18 protein-coding genes are annotated in these 16,984 nt (G+C 69.8%); 7 read left to right on the top strand and 11 right to left on the bottom strand.

Going from position 1 to position 16,984, the window contains the following annotated elements; genetic code table 11:
• The first annotated feature begins 123 nt into the window (after positions 1–123).
• Positions 124–1,659: a glycosyltransferase family 87 protein gene (locus tag ABT354_RS07270; RefSeq protein WP_351490124.1), complete on the top strand. Its 1,536-nt coding sequence runs from the start codon at positions 124–126 to the stop codon at positions 1,657–1,659.
• An 11-nt stretch (positions 1,660–1,670) separates the two neighbouring features.
• Here the strand turns inward: ABT354_RS07270 and ABT354_RS07265 are convergent, their stop codons facing one another.
• The 3 genes from ABT354_RS07265 to ABT354_RS07255 form a co-directional block, all read right to left on the bottom strand.
• Complete coding sequence (locus ABT354_RS07265; protein ID WP_351490122.1) at positions 1,671–2,702, bottom strand: alanine racemase; 1,032 nt, start codon at positions 2,700–2,702, stop codon at positions 1,671–1,673.
• A gap of 143 nt (positions 2,703–2,845) precedes the next feature.
• Positions 2,846–3,964: a lipid II:glycine glycyltransferase FemX gene (locus ABT354_RS07260; protein WP_351490120.1), complete on the bottom strand. Its 1,119-nt coding sequence runs from the start codon at positions 3,962–3,964 to the stop codon at positions 2,846–2,848.
• A gap of 170 nt (positions 3,965–4,134) precedes the next feature.
• Complete coding sequence (locus tag ABT354_RS07255) at positions 4,135–4,443, bottom strand: hypothetical protein (RefSeq protein WP_351490118.1); 309 nt, start codon at positions 4,441–4,443, stop codon at positions 4,135–4,137.
• Between the two features lie 281 nt (positions 4,444–4,724).
• On the opposite strand from ABT354_RS07255, the gene rpsF reads away from it, so the two are divergent.
• The 4 genes from rpsF (at position 4,725) to rplI (ending at position 6,448) form a co-directional block, all read left to right on the top strand.
• Positions 4,725–5,015: a 30S ribosomal protein S6 gene (gene rpsF / locus ABT354_RS07250; protein WP_003956532.1), complete on the top strand. Its 291-nt coding sequence runs from the start codon at positions 4,725–4,727 to the stop codon at positions 5,013–5,015.
• Positions 5,016–5,089: 74 nt separating this feature from the next.
• Entirely contained in the window at positions 5,090–5,680 is a 591-nt protein-coding gene (locus tag ABT354_RS07245; protein ID WP_351490114.1) for a single-stranded DNA-binding protein, read from the top strand.
• Between the two features lie 66 nt (positions 5,681–5,746).
• Positions 5,747–5,983: a 30S ribosomal protein S18 gene (gene rpsR / locus ABT354_RS07240; protein ID WP_003956534.1), complete on the top strand. Its 237-nt coding sequence runs from the start codon at positions 5,747–5,749 to the stop codon at positions 5,981–5,983.
• Between the two features lie 18 nt (positions 5,984–6,001).
• Positions 6,002–6,448, top strand: a complete 447-nt coding sequence (gene rplI / locus ABT354_RS07235; protein ID WP_351490112.1) for a 50S ribosomal protein L9 — start codon at positions 6,002–6,004, stop codon at positions 6,446–6,448.
• A gap of 165 nt (positions 6,449–6,613) precedes the next feature.
• Here the strand turns inward: rplI and ABT354_RS07230 are convergent, their stop codons facing one another.
• On the bottom strand, positions 6,614–7,951 hold the full coding sequence (locus ABT354_RS07230) for an MATE family efflux transporter (protein WP_351490109.1): 1,338 nt from the start codon (positions 7,949–7,951) through the stop codon (positions 6,614–6,616).
• A gap of 425 nt (positions 7,952–8,376) precedes the next feature.
• On the opposite strand from ABT354_RS07230, the gene dnaB reads away from it, so the two are divergent.
• Positions 8,377–9,858, top strand: coding sequence for a replicative DNA helicase (gene dnaB / locus ABT354_RS07225; protein ID WP_351490106.1), 1,482 nt, complete (start codon positions 8,377–8,379; stop codon positions 9,856–9,858).
• A gap of 46 nt (positions 9,859–9,904) precedes the next feature.
• On the opposite strand, the gene ABT354_RS07220 is transcribed toward dnaB, so the two are convergent.
• Positions 9,905–10,192, bottom strand: coding sequence for an SCO4225 family membrane protein (locus tag ABT354_RS07220; protein ID WP_502983351.1), 288 nt, complete (start codon positions 10,190–10,192; stop codon positions 9,905–9,907).
• Positions 10,193–10,419: 227 nt separating this feature from the next.
• On the opposite strand from ABT354_RS07220, the gene ABT354_RS07215 reads away from it, so the two are divergent.
• Positions 10,420–11,793: a serine hydrolase domain-containing protein gene (locus ABT354_RS07215; RefSeq protein WP_351490101.1), complete on the top strand. Its 1,374-nt coding sequence runs from the start codon at positions 10,420–10,422 to the stop codon at positions 11,791–11,793.
• A gap of 229 nt (positions 11,794–12,022) precedes the next feature.
• Here ABT354_RS07215 and ABT354_RS07210 read toward each other — a convergent pair whose 3' ends face one another.
• The 6 genes from ABT354_RS07210 to ABT354_RS07185 all read right to left on the bottom strand — a co-directional run bounded on the left by ABT354_RS07210 (position 12,023) and on the right by ABT354_RS07185 (position 16,941).
• A complete protein-coding gene (locus ABT354_RS07210; RefSeq protein WP_351490098.1) occupies positions 12,023–12,481 on the bottom strand; it encodes a MarR family winged helix-turn-helix transcriptional regulator in 459 nt (152 codons plus the stop codon).
• A gap of 112 nt (positions 12,482–12,593) precedes the next feature.
• The gene (locus ABT354_RS07205) at positions 12,594–13,451 is read right to left on the bottom strand and encodes a GNAT family N-acetyltransferase (protein WP_351490095.1); all 858 of its coding nucleotides are present in this window, start codon (positions 13,449–13,451) and stop codon (positions 12,594–12,596) included.
• 178 nt (positions 13,452–13,629) lie between these two features.
• Positions 13,630–14,109, bottom strand: coding sequence for an NUDIX domain-containing protein (locus tag ABT354_RS07200; protein ID WP_351490093.1), 480 nt, complete (start codon positions 14,107–14,109; stop codon positions 13,630–13,632).
• Between the two features lie 52 nt (positions 14,110–14,161).
• On the bottom strand, positions 14,162–15,052 hold the full coding sequence (locus ABT354_RS07195) for a LysR family transcriptional regulator (protein WP_351490091.1): 891 nt from the start codon (positions 15,050–15,052) through the stop codon (positions 14,162–14,164).
• Between the two features lie 212 nt (positions 15,053–15,264).
• Positions 15,265–16,413 (bottom strand): cystathionine gamma-lyase, encoded by a 1,149-nt coding sequence (locus tag ABT354_RS07190; protein WP_351490088.1) that lies wholly within the window; start codon positions 16,411–16,413, stop codon positions 15,265–15,267.
• 150 nt (positions 16,414–16,563) lie between these two features.
• Positions 16,564–16,941, bottom strand: coding sequence for a phage holin family protein (locus tag ABT354_RS07185; protein WP_351490086.1), 378 nt, complete (start codon positions 16,939–16,941; stop codon positions 16,564–16,566).
• Positions 16,942–16,984: the final 43 nt, after the last annotated feature.

Here is a 16,984-nt window from a genome sequence, read left to right as displayed (position 1 = left end):
GGCCCCCGCCCCCGGGGCCCGGCCCCCCCCCCCGCAGCCGGCCCGTGCCCGGGGACGGCGGCCCTCGCTCCGTCTTCCCCTCCGTACGGCCCGTCTCCCCCTCCGTACGGCAGGATGAGCACCATGCCCAGCGCAGAGGAGACGAGCGTGCACGACGACCGCCCGGACGTCCGCCCCACCCGGCGCGACCCCCTCGCGGCGTCCGGCAGCGAGATCATCGGCGGACCGGCGGGCCGCTGGGCCCGGCGCGCTCCCGCGGGCTCCGCCACCCCCGTACGCGTGGTCGTCCTGGTGGCCCTCGGCACCTTCGCCCTGGGCATGGTGCAGAAGATGCCCTGCTACAACTGGGCCTGGTTCCGGGGCGTGAACTCGCAGTACACCCACGCCTGCTACTCCGACATCCCGCACCTCTATGTCGGCCGGGGCTTCTCGGAAGGGCTGATCCCGTACTTCGACCGGCTCCCGGGCGATATGCCGTATCTGGAGTACCCCGTCCTGACCGGCCTCTTCATGCAGGTCGCCGCCTGGTTCGACTTCTCCGGCGGGACGCTCCAGCAACAGCAGCAGATGTACTGGATGGTCAATGCGGCCATGCTGATGATCTGTACCGCGGTCATCGCCGTCTGTACGGCCCGCACCCACCGGCGGCGCCCCTGGGACGCACTGCTCGTCGCCCTGGCGCCCGCCTTCGCCCTCACCGCCACGATCAACTGGGATCTGCTCGCCGTCGCGCTCACCGCCGCCGCGATGCTGATGTGGTCCCGGGAACGGCCGGTCGCCTTCGGCGCCCTGATCGGCCTGGCGACCGCCGCGAAGCTCTATCCGGTCCTGCTCCTCGCCCCGCTGCTGCTGCTCTGCTGGCGGGCGGGCCGCTGGCGGGAGTACGGGGCCGCCGTGCTCGCCGCCGCGGCCACCTGGCTCACGGTGAATCTGCCGGTGATGGTGTGGGCCTCCGACGGATGGCGGCAGTTCTACACCTTCAGCCAGGAGCGGCAGGTCGACTTCGGCTCCCTGTGGCTGGTGATCAAACAGCGCACCGACACGGTGATCGAGCCGGACACCGCGAACGCCTGGGCCGTGGCGCTGATGGTGGTGGTCCTCGCCGGCCTGGCCGTGCTCACCTTCTGCGCGCCCCGCCGTCCGCGCTTCGCCCAGCTGGCGTTTCTGGTGGTCGCCGCGTTCATCCTCACCAACAAGGTCTACTCGCCGCAGTATGTCCTCTGGCTGATTCCGCTTGCCGCTCTCGCCCGCCCCCGCTGGCGCGACTTCCTGATCTGGCAGGCGTGCGAGGTGATGTACTTCCTGGGCATCTGGATGTACCTCGCCTTCACCACCGGCGGGAAGAACCAGGGCTTGCCCGCGGAGGGCTACCACGTCGCCGTCGCCCTGCATCTGCTGGGGACGCTCTATCTGTGCGTGGTGGTGGTACGCGACATCCTGCGACCGGACCGGGACCCCGTACGGCAGGACGGCTCGGACGATCCGTCGGGCGGGGTACTCGATGGGGCCCCGGATGAATTCGCCCTGCTCAGCACCGTACCCACCGATCAGGACAGCGATGGTCCCGTGGTCGAGTGGGGGACGGGGGCCGAGGCCGGCACGGGGGCGCGGAAGCCGGTCCCCGACGGGCCCGGCACCGCGCCGAACGACGCCCCCTGACGGCGGGAGCCTTAGTGGTCGACCAGACGGTCGAACTGGGTCGTGGTGTGCCGCAGATGCGCCACCAGCTCGTCGCCGACCCGGGGCTCCTCCGCGTCGGAGGGGACGAAGAGGATCGAGACCTGCATGTGCGGCGGCTCGGCGAACCAGCGCTGCTTGCCCGCCCAGACAAACGGCGACAGATTCCGGTTGACCGTCGCCAGACCGGCACGGGCCACCCCCTTGGCCCTCGGCATCACACCATGGAGCGCCTTCGGGGCCTCCAGGCCCACCCCGTGCGAGGTGCCCCCGGCGACGACGACCAGCCAGCCGTCGGAGGCCGCCTTCTGCTGGCGGTAGCCGAAGCGGTCCCCCTTCGACACCCGGGTCACATCGAGGACCGAGCCCCGGTACTGCGTCGACTCATGGTCGCCCAGCCACAGCCGGGTGCCGATCCGGGCGCGGAAGTGGGTCTGCGGGAACTGCTGCTGGAGCCGGGCCAGCTCCTCGGCGCGCAGATGGCTGACAAACATCGTGTGCAGCGGCAGCCGCGCCGCCCGCAGCCGGTCCATCCAGCCGATGACCTCCTCGACCGCGTCCGACCCGTCGGTGCGGTCCAGCGGCAGATGGAGGGCGAACCCCTCCAGCCGGACATCGTCGATGGCGCCGGCCAGCTGGGGCAGCTCATGCTCCAGCACACCATGGCGCTTCATCGAGCTCATGCACTCGATGACCACCCGGGCGCCCACCAGCGCGTACACCCCGTCCACGGAGGAGACGGAACGGACCACCCGGTCCGGCAGCGGCACCGGCTCCTCGCCCCGGCGGAAGGGGGTGAGCACCAGCAGATCGCCGCCGAACCAGTCCTTGATCTTCGCGGCCTCGTAGGTGGTGCCCACGGCCAGCATGTCCGTGCCGAAGCGGCTGACCTCCTCCGCGAGCCGCTCATGGCCGAAGCCGTAGCCGTTCCCCTTGCAGACCGGTACGAGGCCGGGGAACTGGTCGGTCACGGACTTCTGGTGCGCCCGCCAGCGTGTGGTGTCGACATACAGGGAGAGCGCCATGGCCGGCCCGGAACCTTTCTGGTGGCTGCGGTGCAGCAGGGGGTGTGGCAGAGGGGTGTACGGGATCTACGAGGTTACGGGGTGGAATCAGCCGACGTCAGCGGTGCCGGGCGGTCCGGCGCCGACGGCGGGCGGGGCCGGGGTCAGCGGCGGGACATATACATGTCGAGCGCCTTGTGCAGCAGCTTGTTCAGCGGGAAGTCCCACTCGCCGACATACTCGACGGCCTCGCCGCCGGTGCCGACCTTGAACTGGATCAGACCGAAGAGATGGTCGGTCTCGTCCAGGGAGTCGCTGATGCCCCGCAGGTCGTAGACGGTGGCGCCCATGGCGTACGCGTCGCGCAGCATCCGCCACTGCATCGCGTTGGAGGGCCGCACCTCGCGCCCGATGTTGTCCGAGGCGCCGTACGAGTACCAGACATGCCCGCCGACGACCAGCATGGTGGCCGCGGAGAGGTTCACCCCGTTGTGCCGGGCGAAGTACAGCCGCATGCGGTTGGGGTCCTCGGTGTTGAGAACGGTCCACATGCGCTGGAAGTAGGAGAGCGGGCGGGGCCGGAAGCGGTCGCGGATCGCGGTGATCTCGTAGAGCCGCTGCCATTCCTCAAGGTCGTAGTAGCCGCCCTGGACCACCTCGACACCGGCCTTCTCGGCCTTCTTGATGTTGCGGCGCCACAGCTGGTTGAAGCCCTTGTGGACATCGTCGAGGGAGCGGTTGGCCAGCGGCACCTGGTAGACGTAGCGCGGCTGGACGTCACCGAAGCCGGCGCCGCCGTCCTCCGCCTGCTGCCAGCCCATCTTCCGCAGCCGGTCGGCCACCTCGAAGGCGCGCGGCTCGATGTGGGTGGCCTCCACGTCCCGCAGACGCTTCACATCCGGGTCCTGGATGCCGGCCTTGATGGCGGGGGCGTCCCAGCGGCGGATGACCACCGGGGGGCCCATCTTCACGGAGAAGGCGCCCTGCTGCTTGAGGTGGGCGAGCATGGGCTGGAGCCAGTCGTCCAGGTTGGGCGCGTACCAGTTGATCACCGGCCCCTCGGGGAGGTAGGCCAGATAGCGCTTGATCTTGGGAAGCTGGCGGTAGAGCACCAGTCCCGCGCCGACGAGCTGCCCGGTCCGGTCGAACCAGCCCAGGTTCTCCGAGCGCCACTCCGTCTTCACATCGGCCCACGCGGGAACCTGGCAGTGACTGGCCGATGGCATCGACTGGATGAATGCCAGATGCTGCTCTCGGCTGATGGTCCTCAGGGTCAGGCTCATGCGGGGCGCTCCTCGGCAGGTGTGTCCCCATGGATCAGGGGCTCCGGCTCTCGCGCCGAAGCCTACTGGGCGTGGGGAGGACCCCGGATGGCCGCACGGCCCTCGGCCCGTGCCGGTGGCGCCGCTGAGGTGCGGAGGCGGCACCGGACGGGCCGGGGGCCGTGTCCCGGTCAGCCGATCAAGCCGCCGAAGAGCCCGCCGTGGGCCATGCCGAGGAAGAAGCCGATGGCCGATGCACCCAGCCCGATGACCAGCACCGTGCGTTCCCGGGTCGTCACCGAGATGAACTGTCCGTAGCCGCCGCTGAGGATGCCCAGCAGCCCCGCCCACGAGGTGAGCAGATGCAGAGAGGGGAAGCCCGCGGTCGCCAGGGCGAGGAGACCGAGGGCGGCCGTGACCACGGCCAGGGTGTCCTGGAGCGGATGCGGTTTGCCGTCCGTGGCGAAGAGGGATGTCTGACGTCGCGCTGCCTGTGCCATCTGGCACCTCCTGGCGTTGCCGGAACACGGCGCTTCGTAGTGCCGTGCACACCCGATGTATCCAGATTGCGGCCGTGGACCGCCGGATTTCAACCGCACGGCCCTGTGCGGGTACTCTGTACGGTCTGCACCGGTGTCTGCCCAGTACCAGGCCCGATCGTCCGCCGCTGTCAGTGGCGGATGGTCTGATGCTGAAGTGCTCAGGCGCCGGTGTTCACGCATCACGACCCTCCTGCCACGGAACGACCGTGGCCGCTGAGTCCAAAGGAGGTGGGTTCCACATGCGTCACTACGAGGTGATGGTCATCCTCGACCCCGATCTGGAGGAGCGCGCTGTCGCCCCCCTGATCGAGAACTTCCTCTCCGTCGTCCGTGAGGGCAACGGAAAGGTCGAGAAGGTCGACACCTGGGGCCGTCGTCGTCTCGCCTACGAGATCAAGAAGAAGCCCGAGGGCATCTACTCGGTCATCGACCTGCAGGCCGAGCCTGCGGTCGTCAAGGAGCTCGACCGGCAGATGAACCTGAACGAGTCGGTCCTCCGGACCAAGGTCCTCCGTCCCGAGACCCACTGAGCTCTCCGCTCAGAGGTCATCGGGCCTGAGTAGCAGCAAGCAGCCAGAAGCAATCCCCGCCGAGAGGTTCCCCCATGGCAGGCGAGACCGTCATCACGGTCGTCGGCAATCTTGTCGACGACCCCGAGCTGCGTTTCACCCCCTCCGGTGCGGCGGTCGCGAAGTTCCGTATCGCGTCCACCCCCCGCACCTTCGACCGGCAGACCAATGAGTGGAAGGACGGCGAAAGCCTCTTCCTGACCTGCTCGGTCTGGCGTCAGGCGGCGGAGAACGTCGCCGAGTCGCTCCAGCGCGGCATGCGTGTGGTCGTGCAGGGTCGGCTGAAGCAGCGGTCGTACGAGGACCGCGAGGGCGTGAAGCGCACGGTCTATGAGCTGGACGTCGAGGAAGTCGGCCCCAGCCTCAAGAACGCCACGGCCAAGGTCACCAAGACCACCGGTCGTGGTGGCCAGGGCGGCTACGGCGGCGGTCAGCAGGGTGGTGGCGGCAACTGGGGCCAGCAGGCTCCCGGTGGTGGCCAGCAGGGTGGCGGCGCTCCCGCCGACGACCCCTGGGCCACCGGTGCACCGTCCGGCCCCCCCGCCCAGCAGGGCGGCGGCGGCAGCTGGGGCGGAGGCTCCGGCGGCTCTTCCGGCGGCGGCTACTCGGACGAGCCCCCCTTCTAAGGACCCCCTGTGGGGCCCTTCGGGGGAGTTCGCACTCCCACTTCTTGATCACACAGGAGAAACATCATGGCGAAGCCGCCTGTGCGCAAGCCGAAGAAAAAGGTCTGCGCATTCTGCAAGGACAAGACCGTGTACGTGGACTACAAGGACACGAACATGCTGCGGAAGTTCATTTCCGACCGTGGCAAGATCCGTGCCCGCCGCGTGACCGGCAACTGCACTCAGCACCAGCGTGACGTCGCCACGGCTGTCAAGAACAGCCGTGAGATGGCACTGCTGCCGTACACGTCCACCGCGCGATAAGGGAAGGGTGACAGCATCATGAAGATCATCCTCACCCAGGAGGTCACCGGTCTCGGTGCCGCCGGCGATGTCGTCGAGGTCAAGGACGGTTACGCTCGCAACTACCTGGTCCCGCGTGGTTTCGCGATCCGCTGGACCAAGGGTGGCGAGAAGGACGTGGCGCAGATCCGCCGCGCCCGCAAGATCCACGAGATCGCGACCATCGAGCAGGCCAACGAGATCAAGGCCAAGCTCGAGGGCGTGAAGGTTCGTCTGGCCGTTCGCTCCGGCGACGCCGGCCGCCTGTTCGGCTCCGTCACCCCGGCTGACGTCGCTTCGGCGATCAAGGCCGCTGGTGGCCCGGAGGTCGACAAGCGCCGCGTGGAGCTCGGTTCGCCGATCAAGACCCTGGGCTCGCACCAGGTGTCCGTGCGTCTGCACCCGGAGGTCGCTGCGACCTTCGGCGTCGAGGTCATCGCTGCCTGAGGCAGCGTGTGAGCACGACATGAAGGGCCGCACCCCCTGGGGTGCGGCCCTTCATGCTGTCCCTGGCCTGGTCACGGCCCTGTGGCGGGCCCGGCCCCGGCGGTGGGCTTGATCATGTTTCACGTGAAACCGGATGTTTCACGTGAAACATGCCCGGCGGGGTGGTCAGCGGGTCGCGCCGAGGACGATCCAGCGTCCGGAGCGGGCACGGAGCCAGAGGGTGACCAGCCGGACGGCCATCATCAGGGTCATGGCCCACCACAGTGCCGCCAGCCCGCCGCCCAGGGCGGGCACCAGCAGGGCGACCGGGGCGAAGACCGCCAGGGTCACCAGCATGGCGCGGGCCAGATAGGGGCCGTCTCCCGCCCCCATCAGTACACCGTCGAGAACGAAGACCACTCCGGCGACGGGCTGGCAGACCGCGACCACCAGTAGTGCGGGCAGCAGGGCATCATGGACCACGGGGTCACCCGTGAACAGCGGCAGGAAGAGCGGCCGGAAGATCACCAGCAGCACCCCCAGCGCCACACCGGAGGCGATCCCCCACTGCACCATCCGGCGGCATGCCTGCCGGGCCCCCTCGGCGTCACCGGCCCCCAGATAGCGGCCGATGATGGCCTGCCCCGCTATGGCTATCGCGTCCAGGGCGAAGGCCATCAAACTCCACAGCGAGAGAACGATCTGATGGGCGGCGATCTCGGCGTCCCCCATCCGGGCGGCGACCGCGGTGGCGATCATCAGCACGGCACGCAGGGAGAGCGTCCGGACCAGCAGGGGAACACCCGCGCGGGCGCTGGCCCGTATTCCCGCCGCATGGGGGCGCAGGGAGGCCTGGTGGAGCCGGGCACCGCGGACGACGACGATGAGATAGACGGCGGCCATGCCCCACTGGGCGATGACGGTGCCCCAGGCGGACCCGGCGATACCCAGTCCGGCTCCATAGACCAGCACCACATTGAGGACCGCGTTGGCCGTGAAGCCGCCGAGGGCCACATAGAGCGGGGTACGGGTGTCCTGGAGCCCCCGGAGCACGCCGGTGGCGGCGAGCACCATCAGCATGGCGGGGATGCCCAGGCTGGAGACCCGGAGATAGGTGAGGGCGTAGGGGGTGGCGGTGTCGGAGGCCCCGAACAGATCGATCAGCCAGGGGGCGGTGGGCAGGGTGAGGACGACCAGTGCCGTGCCCAGGATGGCCGCCAGCCAGATGCCGTCCATGCCCTGGCGGATCGCGGCGGTGAGATCGCCCGCGCCGACACGGCGGGAGACGGCGGCTGTGGTGGCATAGGCGAGGAAGACGAAAACACTCACGGCGGTCATCAGCAGCGCCGCGGCGATGGCGAGCCCCGCCAGCTGGGGGGTGCCCAGATGGCCGACGACCGCGCTGTCGACCATCACGAAGAGGGGTTCGGCGACCAGTGCCCCGAAGGCGGGAAGGGCGAGGGTGACGATCTCTCGGTCATGGCGTCGCCGGAGCGCCTTCGGGGATGTGGATGCCTGTGCCATGTGCTTACGGTAATCGTCCACAGGTAATGGATGCAAACGATCTAAGCCTCTTACATTCGTCCCGCCGGCGCGGCGGCGGGCGCCGTGTTTGTCGCGATCTTGGTCCAGTCGGGAAAGTTTTTCTCCCCCACAGGCGGTGGATGGAAGAGTCGCAGGTCAGAGCCAGCCTCTCGGTCGTGACATGATTTTGTCCACAGTGCTGTCCCCCGGTCCGTGCACAGGTTCCGGCGAGTTCTCCACAGCATCTGGTCGATCGTCCACATGGCCTGTGGATAACCAGATTGGCTGACGGTGCCCGGGGGCCTACCGTGGACCGTCGCCCGACGCGCCGTAAGCGGAGTTGGGCCGCTCGATTTGTCAGTCCTGTGCCGTAGAAAGAGGGGGCACGGCGAGGTCCGCTGCGCGGACGGGAGGAGGTGGCCCGGATGAGTGTCTCCGAGCCCTTGGACGACCCGTGGGCGGCTGAGGACACCCCCGGTGATCGTCTGCCCGTCTCCCGCCAGCGCCGGGGCGAGCAGCGCGGCCGTGACGACCAGCACGAGCGCGGCAGGGACAGTGGTGGCTGGGAGGGCGGCTCCCCCGGGTTCGAGCGGGTACCGCCCCAGGATCTCGACGCCGAGCAGTCGGTCCTCGGCGGCATGCTGCTCTCGAAGGACGCCATCGCGGATGTCGTGGAGGTCCTCAAGGGCCACGACTTCTACCGGCCGGCCCACGAGACGATCTACACGGCCATCCTCGACCTCTACGCCAAGGGCGAGCCCGCCGACCCGATCACCGTCGCGGCGGAGCTGGTCAAGCGGGGCGAGATCACCCGCGTCGGCGGCGCCTCCTATGTGCACACCCTCGTCCAGTCGGTCCCCACCGCGGCCAACGCCTCGTACTACGCGGAGATCGTCCACGAGCGGGCCGTACTCCGCCGGCTGGTGGAGGCGGGCACCAAGATCACCCAGATGGGATACGCGGCGGACGGCGATGTCGACGAGATCGTCAACTCCGCCCAGGCCGAGATCTACGCCGTCACCGAGCAGCGCACCAGCGAGGACTACCTCCCCCTCGGGGAGATCATGGAGGGCGCGCTCGACGAGATCGAGGCGATCGGCTCCCGCAGCGGAGAGATGACCGGCGTCCCCACCGGCTTCACCGACTTCGACTCGCTGACCAACGGCCTCCACCCCGGCCAGATGATCGTCATCGCGGCCCGTCCCGCGATGGGCAAGTCCACCCTCGCCCTGGACTTCGCCCGCGCCTGCTCGATCAAGAACAACCTCCCCAGCGTCATCTTCTCCCTGGAGATGGGCCGCAACGAGATCGCGATGCGTCTGCTGTCGGCGGAGGCACGGGTCGCCCTCCACCACATGCGCTCGGGCACCATGACCGACGACGACTGGACCCGGCTGGCCCGCCGGATGCCGGATGTCTCGCAGGCGCCCCTCTACATCGACGACTCGCCCAATCTCTCGATGATGGAGATCCGGGCGAAGTGCCGCCGGCTGAAGCAGCGCAACAATCTGAAGCTCGTGGTGATCGACTACCTCCAGCTGATGCAGTCCGGAGGCTCCAAGCGGGCCGAGAGCCGTCAGCAGGAGGTCTCGGACATGTCCCGTAACCTCAAGCTGCTCGCCAAGGAGCTGGAGCTCCCGGTGATCGCCCTCTCCCAGCTGAACCGTGGCCCGGAACAGCGCACGGACAAGAAGCCGATGGTCTCCGACCTGCGTGAGTCGGGCTCCATCGAGCAGGACGCCGACATGGTCATCCTGCTCCACCGTGAGGACGCCTATGAGAAGGAGTCCCCCCGCGCGGGCGAGGCCGACCTGATCGTGGCGAAGCACCGTAACGGCCCGACCGCCACGATCACGGTGGCCTTCCAGGGCCACTACTCCCGCTTCGTGGACATGGCCCAGACCTGATCCGGCGCCGGGCGGGGACCCGCCTCCGTGCGGGTGGTCCCTCGCCTCAGTCCAGGCGCTTGCCGCGCAGGACGCGCCAGAGGGCCCAGGCCTGGACCAGGCCGGCGCCGGTCAGGAGGGCGAGGAAGACCGGCCCCGAAACCGGCAGGGACGCGACCGGTACGGAGAGCGGCAGGGTCGCCCCGATGAGCCAGACGCCCGAGAACCCCGGGTCGTCGAAGACGGCCAGCCAGGTGATCCAGAGGACCAGCCCGACGACGGCGGCGGCATAGGCTCCCGCGACCCACACCGCGACGCGTCCGTTCCGGTAGGGGGAGCGTCCCTGGATGGCCATGCTCACGGTGGATCTCCTTGCTCGGTCATGTCCGCTGAGGGACCTCGATGGCCCCATGGTGGTTCCGCCGGGAGCCGCCCGGCCTCGGTACGCCTACTCACTTCGGGCTGAGTACCCCCGGCCGGCGGCTGCGGAGGTACCCGGGCACGGCACCCCCGGGGCAAACCCCGTCGACTCGGCGCGGGGTGCTCGGATAGACCTGTTCCATGACCTTTTCCCCCTCTTCGATGACACCCCTTCTGCCCACGACCGAACGGGCCCTGCTCGGCCGACTCGCCACCGCCCAGACAGAGGGTCGGTGCCCCTCCCTGGTGGCGGGGGTCGTCAGGGACGGTGAACGGGTGTGGAGCGCGGCCCGGACGGGCACGGAGGGCGCCGGATCCGTGGCGGCGCAGTACCGGATCGGTTCGATCAGCAAGACCTTCACCGCGGTCCTGGTGCTGCGCCTCCGTGACGAGGGGCTGCTCGACCTGGAGGACCCGGTGGAGAAGTACCTTCCGGGGTCGGGCCTGGGCCGGGCGACCATCGCCCAGCTGCTGGGACACAGCGCCGGGCTCAGCGCGGAGAGCCCCGGCCCCTGGTGGGAGCGGACCCCGGGAACGCTCCGTCCTGAGCTGGCCGATGTCCTCGGCGACGGCGCGGGGACGCACCCCGTGGGCCGGGTGCACCACTACTCCAACACCGGGTACACCGTGCTCGGTTCGCTGGTGGCCGCCGTCCGCGGCCGGACCTGGGAGGAGGCTCTGCACACCGAGATCCTGGAGCCTCTGGGGATGACTCGGACCAGCGTGCTGCCCCGGCCCCCGGCCGTCCAGGGCTGGGCGGTGCACCCCTGGGCCGATGTCCTGCTGCCCGAACCCGCCGAGGACCTGGGGCTGATGACCCCGGCCGGAGGGCTCTGGTCCACCGTGGACGACCTCGGCCGGTTCGCTGTCTTCCTGGCGGAGGGCGACGACCGGGTACTGGGCGCGGCCTCCGTACGGGAGATGAGGACCCCCTCCGTCCCGGCGGAGAGCGGTGAATGGGGCGCCACCTACGGCCTGGGGCTCCAGATCGTCCGGAGCGGGGAGCGCACCCTGGTGGGCCACGGCGGTTCCCTGCCGGGCTTTCTCGCGGCGCTCTGGTTCAGTGTGGAGGACCGGATCGCCTCGGTCGTGCTCGCCAATGCCACCTCGGGGCCGTCGACCGGGGTGCTCGGGGCCGAACTACTGGAGATCGTCGCGGCGGCCGAGCCCGTGCTTCCGGCGCCCTGGAAGCCGCTCCCCGAGGTCGACCAGGAGCTGCTGGCGCTGACCGGTCCCTGGTACTGGGGGACCTATGCGTACGTCCTGCGGCTGCTGCCGGACCGCGCGATGGAGCTCCAGCCGCTGCGGGGAGCCGGTCGTGGCGCCGTCTTCACCGCCGAGCCGGACGGGAGCTGGACGGGACGGAACGGATACCACGCGGGGGAGACCCTGCGGGTGGTGCGCCGGGAGGACGGATCGGTCCGCCACCTCGATGTGGGGTCCTTTGTGTTCACCCGGGAGCCCTATGAGCCCGACGCGGGCGTCCCCGGCGGAGTCGACCCGGAGGGATGGCGCGCTCTCCCGGATCCGTCCTGATGTTTCACGTGGAACGGGCGGCGCGCCCCGGGACGGTACGGGTCGGCCGGGCGCGCCGGTCACAGGACTAGGGAGTTTCTTACGGATCAGGCTGGATCAGGGAGCGGGGTCTGGTGACGTGCATCGCAAGGCGGAGGATTGAGCCACTGCGGAGCATTGGTGATTGATGACAACGCGGCGAGGTGCGGTGCCAGGGCACGCGAGCCCAGCAAGATTCGAAAGAGACGACCTAGACGGCGGCGGGCAGCTCCTGGACCGTACGGACCAGGGGGGCCAGCAGCGGGTTCCCGGACGCCTCCTCGAAGGCGTCCCGGAGTGCGGCGTCATGGGTGGGGCGGGCCTCCCCGAGCAGGGTGAGGCCGGCCTCGGTCACCTCGGTGTAGATGCCCCGGCGGTCGGTGTCGCAGAGATAGCGCCGCAGCAGACCGCGGTCCTCCAGTCGGGTGACCAGCCGGGTGGTGGCGCTCTGGCTGAGGGCGACGGCCTCGGCGACCTCCTTCATCTGGAGATGCCCGCCCGGACCGTCGTGCTGGCGGCTGAGCACGTCCAGCAGGGAGAACTCGCGGACGCTCAGCTCATGGCTGCTCTCCAGGGCCCGTCCGATCCTGCTCTCGATCTTTCCGTGCAGCAGGGACAGGGCGCACCACCCCTGGGCGAGTCCGGTGAGCGAGGGGTCGGTCGCAGCCATGTCAGTCCTCCTCCACGCCCGAGCGGCGTACACCCAGGGTAGACGACCGATGCAATAGCCCGCGCGTGCATGTACTTTCGGAATGCCTCCCGGGCGGGCGTCGGACGGGAGGTCAGCCGATCGCCAGGGACAACGGCGCGAAACGTCGGGTCCAGTCGCCGGGAAGGGCGTCGAGCCCATGGTGCATCACGCTGTTGAAGGCGACCGTCTCCAGCCCGCGTTCCTTCAGCCAGCTGAGGAGTTCGCCGTGCCGGACATCGATATCGGTCCGGAAGGGGCGGTCCGTGGCGGGGGCGAGCGAGGCGATCAGAGCCTGGGCGGTCCCGGTGTCCGCGGCGATCAGCGGGCCGATGACGTGGGTCTCCACATTGGGCCAGGCCGCCGCGTACCCGGTGAGCCGGCCGTTCTCCTCGGCGACCCGGATCTGGTCGGAGAAGGCGGGCAGCCGCGTGATCATATGGGTCCGGTCCACCCCGAAGACCTCGGTGTCCAGCCGGATGATCGCGGTCAGATCCTCGGCGGTCGCGGGACGGGTGGCGACCTTGAACGTCTCCATCGCGTCGGGCGTGAAACGACCCTGGACCATCTCGGCCCGTCCGGCGAGGCCGAAGCCCAGCTCCTGGTAGAGCGGCTGACCGGAGGGGGTGGCGTACAGGGTGAGCGGGATGTCCCCGGACTCCGTCAGGGCATGCCGCATCAGTCGGCGGCCGATCCCCTGCCGGGCGTGCTCCTCGGCGACCAGCACCATGCCAACAGCCGAGAAGTGGGGCCCGTACGGGGTCACCACATAGGTCGCCGCCAGCCCTTTGCCCGAGGGATCGTCGATGCCGTAGCCGGTACCGGCGGTGAGCAGCAACCCCCACTTGTGTTCCTCGCGTGGCCAGCCCCGGTTCTCGGAGAGATCGACACAGGACACGAGATCGCCCATGGTGAGGCGACGGATGGGCAGATCGAGGAGGGGTGTCGGCATAGGGATCAGGCTCGCTGACACAGTGATCGCTCGTCCAGTGCTTTCCAGGAAGTGAGCGACTCGGACCACAGGGTGAACCGCCGGGTGGAGCGCGGACCGCGGGCATGACGGTGTTTCACGTGAAACGCCGCTCCGGGCGGTGGTTCCCCCTCGGCAGCACGGGCGCCGGGGCGAGGAGTCAGCCCAGGTCGGGGGCATGCATGGCACGGACTCCCTCGATATTGCCGTCCAGATAGTGCCGCAGGGACAGCGGGACGAGATGGACGGCGGCGATCCCCATGCGGCTGAAGGGCACCCGTACGATCTCGTACTCCCCCAGGGGGGCCTCGATCTCGGGGCCATGGCGCCGGCCGGGGTCCATCGACTCCAGTCGGCAGACAAAGAAGTGCTGGACCTTCACTCCGGCGACCCCGCCCCCGGCGATGTGTTCCACCGTGTCCACAAAGCACGGCACCACATCGGTGACCTTGGCGCCCAGCTCCTCGTCCAGCTCGCGGTGGAGGGCGGCGACCACGGTGGCGTCCTCCGTCTCCACCCCGCCGCCCGGTGTCACCCAGTAGGGATCGACCCCGGGCTTGGTGCGCTTGATCAGGATGAGATCGTCGCCGTCGAGCAGAACGGCACGGGCGGTGCGCTTGACCACGGGTCGTTCGGTCATGTCTGAAAAATGGCCCGTACCGGGCGTTCTGAAACTCTTCTGGGCCGGACGCTCACCAGTCGACGGCGGCGCGCATCAGCCACTCGTGCGCCCGCGCGATATGGGGCAGGGAGAGCGTTCCGGTGCGGATGACGAGGAAGTAGGTCCGCAGCGGGGGGACCGGGGGGTCCAGCAGCGCAACCAGACGTCCGCGCTCCAGGGCGTCCTCGCAGAGGTAGCGCGGCAGCACGGCCAGCCCGGCACCCGAGGCGGTGGCCTCCAGGACCGCCCGCAGATCGGGGGCGATGGCGGCACCCGCCGCGGCGGGACGGGACTCGAAGACCGCGGCCCAGTAGCGCGAGACCAGGGGCAGGGACTCGTGGACATCGACGACGGGGAGCTGTTCCAGCAGGACATGGCCGCCGCGCAGCACCTCGGGGCCGAGCCGGGCCGCCCAGCGGGGCGAGGCGACCAGGACATGCTCCTCGTCGCAGAGCGGGGTGGCGGCGAGCAGACCGCCCCGTGGACGGGCGGTGGTGATCGCCAGGTCGTGGTGGCCGGCGGCCAGGCCCTCCAGGGTCTCCTCGGCGGTCCCGAAGGAGGCGCGCAGCGCCACCCCCTGGGCGATCAGCGGGGTCAGCGCGGGCAGCGCCCGCAGGGTGGTGAACTCCGGCAGACCGGCGAGATGCAGGGTACGGACGCCCGACTCCTCGTCCAGACCGGCCTCGGCGATCTCGACCAGGGCGTCCAGATGGGGTGCGGCCCGCTGGGCCAGCTCGTCCCCGATGGTGGTGGGGGTCACCCCACGGGCCTGGCGGAGGAAGAGCGGGCGGCCCAGCTGGCGTTCCAGCGTACGGATCTGGCCGGTCACCGCCGGCTGGGAGAGTCCGAGAAGAGCCGCCGCCCGGGTGAAGGAGCCGGCCCGGTGCACCGTGACGAACGTGCGTAACAGGGCCAGATCCATACCGAGCCCCTCTCGGCCGACTATCACCACGGACCGGACAACTATAAATAAGTCGATAGGTCTCTGTCGCTACCGTGATTGGACACTGACGCAGAGTCAATTAGCCTAGTGGGCGCGGTTCTTCGGGGGGATGAACCGGGGCGGTCCGAGCCACGAGGGGGGAGGCTCGGACCGCTCGCCGCCATGTCCGCGACCGGGCGGTCCGCCGCGCGCTACCCCGTAACCCGCCGCTCCGCCGCCTCGTCCAGCGCCCGCAGAACATCCGCCACCAGGTCGTCCGGATCCTCCACACCCGCCGAGAGACGGATGAAGCCGTCCGGCACCGCGTCACCGCCCCAGCGCCCGCGCCGCTCCGCCGAGGACCGGACCCCGCCGAAGCTGGTCGCGTCGTCCACCAGTCGCAGCGACTCCAGGAACCGCTCGGCGTACGCCCGGTCCGGCAGGACGAAGGAGACCACCCCGCCGTACCGCCGCATCTGCCGGGTGGCCAGGGGGTACGAGGGGTCGTCCGGCAGTCCCGGATAACGGAGCCCCGACACCTCACGGCGCTCGCCCAGCGCCTCTGCCAGCGCCAGCGCGTTGGCGCACTGCCGGTCGATCCTCAGCTGGAGCGTGGCGAGGGAACGGTGGGCCAGCCATGCCTCCATCGGCCCCGGGATCGCGCCCGCGACCTTGCGCCAGCCGCGTATCTCCTCCGCACGCGCCCCGTCCCGGCAGGTCACATGGCCGAGCAGCAGATCTCCGTGCCCGGTCGTCCCCTTGGTGTCGCTGGCCACGGAGAAGTCGGCACCCAGCTCCAGGGGCCGCTGGCCCAGCGGGGTGGCGAGGGTGTTGTCGACGGCGACCAGCACCCCGGCGGCATGGGCCGCGGCCACCAGGCGCCGGATGTCACAGACATCGAGACCCGGATTGGACGGCGACTCGATCCACAGCAGCCGGGCCCCCTCCAGGAGCTCCAGCTGGGCGTCCCCGGCGGTCGGGGCGGTCCGCACCTCGATGCCGTAGGCGCGCAGCCGCTCGGCGATCAGCGGCAGCGCCTGATACCCGTCGTCCGGCAGGACCACCGCGTCCCCCGCCCGGAGCTGGGAGAAGAGCACCGCGGAGATCGCGGCCATGCCGGAGGCGAAGCAGACGGTCTCCACCGGGCCGCCGGGGTGCTCCAGCTCCCCGATCGCCCGTTCCAGCAGGGTCCAGGTGGGGTTGGAGTCCCGGCCGTAGGTGTACGGGCCGGTCGGCTCGCCCGGCAGATGGAAGTGGGCGGCGAAGACCGGGCCCGGCAGGGTCGGCTCGTGCTTCACCGGCGCGGGCAGTCCCGCCCGTACCGCTCGTGTACCGTCCCCGGGGGTGAGGGCGCTGTTCATAGGGGTCGCTCGGTTCTCTGGTCGTTCGGGTTCTGTCGGGTCCCTGTGGGGCCTGGGTGGGGCATCCGCGAGGCCTGGGTGGGGCCTCTGCGGGGTCTCTGGCGGGCTTCCATCGGGCTCCCGCCGGGCTTCTGTCGGGCGGATCCGGCTTCAGTCCCGGTCGGGTATGACGACATTCAGGGCCCAGGAGACCACGGAGACGATCAGTCCTCCGAGGAGGGCGGCCCAGAAGCCGTCGACATGGAAGCTCAGATCCAGCGAATCGGCCAGCCATGAGGTCAACAGCAGCATCAGCGCGTTGATGACCAGCGTGATCAGCCCCAGGGTGAGGATGAACAGCGGCAGCGCCAGCAGGCTCACGACCGGCTTGACGACCCAGTTCACCAGACCGAAGAGCAGTGCCACGCCCAGCAGGGTCAGCGTCTTGTCGCCGGCGTTTCCGCCGGTGAGGGTGAGACCGCCGACCAGCCAGATGGCCACCGCCAAGGCCGACGCGTTGGCGATCGTCTTGACGAGAAAATTCATCATGTGTCTGATCGTGACAGACGCGATGGTCACCAGGGCAGGGGTA

This window comes from Streptomyces sp. NPDC000594, from assembly GCF_040299965.1.
Classification (GTDB): domain Bacteria; phylum Actinomycetota; class Actinomycetes; order Streptomycetales; family Streptomycetaceae; genus Streptomyces.
Note: the sequence above shows the minus strand (reverse complement) of the source record. Positions and strands in the feature narration are given on the sequence as shown.

What these genes read in the sequence shown, in the direction of transcription:
- ABT354_RS07270 (WP_351490124.1), top strand. Translation starts at nt 124, where the DNA reads ATGCCCAGCGCAGAGGAGACGAGCGTGCACGACGACCGCCCGGACGTC.
- ABT354_RS07265 (WP_351490122.1), bottom strand. Translation starts at nt 2,702, where the DNA reads ATGGCGCTCTCCCTGTATGTCGACACCACACGCTGGCGGGCGCACCAG.
- ABT354_RS07260 (WP_351490120.1), bottom strand. Translation starts at nt 3,964, where the DNA reads ATGAGCCTGACCCTGAGGACCATCAGCCGAGAGCAGCATCTGGCATTC.
- ABT354_RS07255 (WP_351490118.1), bottom strand. Translation starts at nt 4,443, where the DNA reads ATGGCACAGGCAGCGCGACGTCAGACATCCCTCTTCGCCACGGACGGC.
- rpsF (WP_003956532.1), top strand. Translation starts at nt 4,725, where the DNA reads ATGCGTCACTACGAGGTGATGGTCATCCTCGACCCCGATCTGGAGGAG.
- ABT354_RS07245 (WP_351490114.1), top strand. Translation starts at nt 5,090, where the DNA reads ATGGCAGGCGAGACCGTCATCACGGTCGTCGGCAATCTTGTCGACGAC.
- rpsR (WP_003956534.1), top strand. Translation starts at nt 5,747, where the DNA reads ATGGCGAAGCCGCCTGTGCGCAAGCCGAAGAAAAAGGTCTGCGCATTC.
- rplI (WP_351490112.1), top strand. Translation starts at nt 6,002, where the DNA reads ATGAAGATCATCCTCACCCAGGAGGTCACCGGTCTCGGTGCCGCCGGC.
- ABT354_RS07230 (WP_351490109.1), bottom strand. Translation starts at nt 7,951, where the DNA reads ATGGCACAGGCATCCACATCCCCGAAGGCGCTCCGGCGACGCCATGAC.
- dnaB (WP_351490106.1), top strand. Translation starts at nt 8,377, where the DNA reads ATGAGTGTCTCCGAGCCCTTGGACGACCCGTGGGCGGCTGAGGACACC.
- ABT354_RS07220 (WP_502983351.1), bottom strand. Translation starts at nt 10,192, where the DNA reads ATGGCCATCCAGGGACGCTCCCCCTACCGGAACGGACGCGTCGCGGTG.
- ABT354_RS07215 (WP_351490101.1), top strand. Translation starts at nt 10,420, where the DNA reads ATGACACCCCTTCTGCCCACGACCGAACGGGCCCTGCTCGGCCGACTC.
- ABT354_RS07210 (WP_351490098.1), bottom strand. Translation starts at nt 12,481, where the DNA reads ATGGCTGCGACCGACCCCTCGCTCACCGGACTCGCCCAGGGGTGGTGC.
- ABT354_RS07205 (WP_351490095.1), bottom strand. Translation starts at nt 13,451, where the DNA reads ATGCCGACACCCCTCCTCGATCTGCCCATCCGTCGCCTCACCATGGGC.
- ABT354_RS07200 (WP_351490093.1), bottom strand. Translation starts at nt 14,109, where the DNA reads ATGACCGAACGACCCGTGGTCAAGCGCACCGCCCGTGCCGTTCTGCTC.
- ABT354_RS07195 (WP_351490091.1), bottom strand. Translation starts at nt 15,052, where the DNA reads ATGGATCTGGCCCTGTTACGCACGTTCGTCACGGTGCACCGGGCCGGC.
- ABT354_RS07190 (WP_351490088.1), bottom strand. Translation starts at nt 16,413, where the DNA reads ATGAACAGCGCCCTCACCCCCGGGGACGGTACACGAGCGGTACGGGCG.
- ABT354_RS07185 (WP_351490086.1), bottom strand. Translation starts at nt 16,941, where the DNA reads ATGATGAATTTTCTCGTCAAGACGATCGCCAACGCGTCGGCCTTGGCG.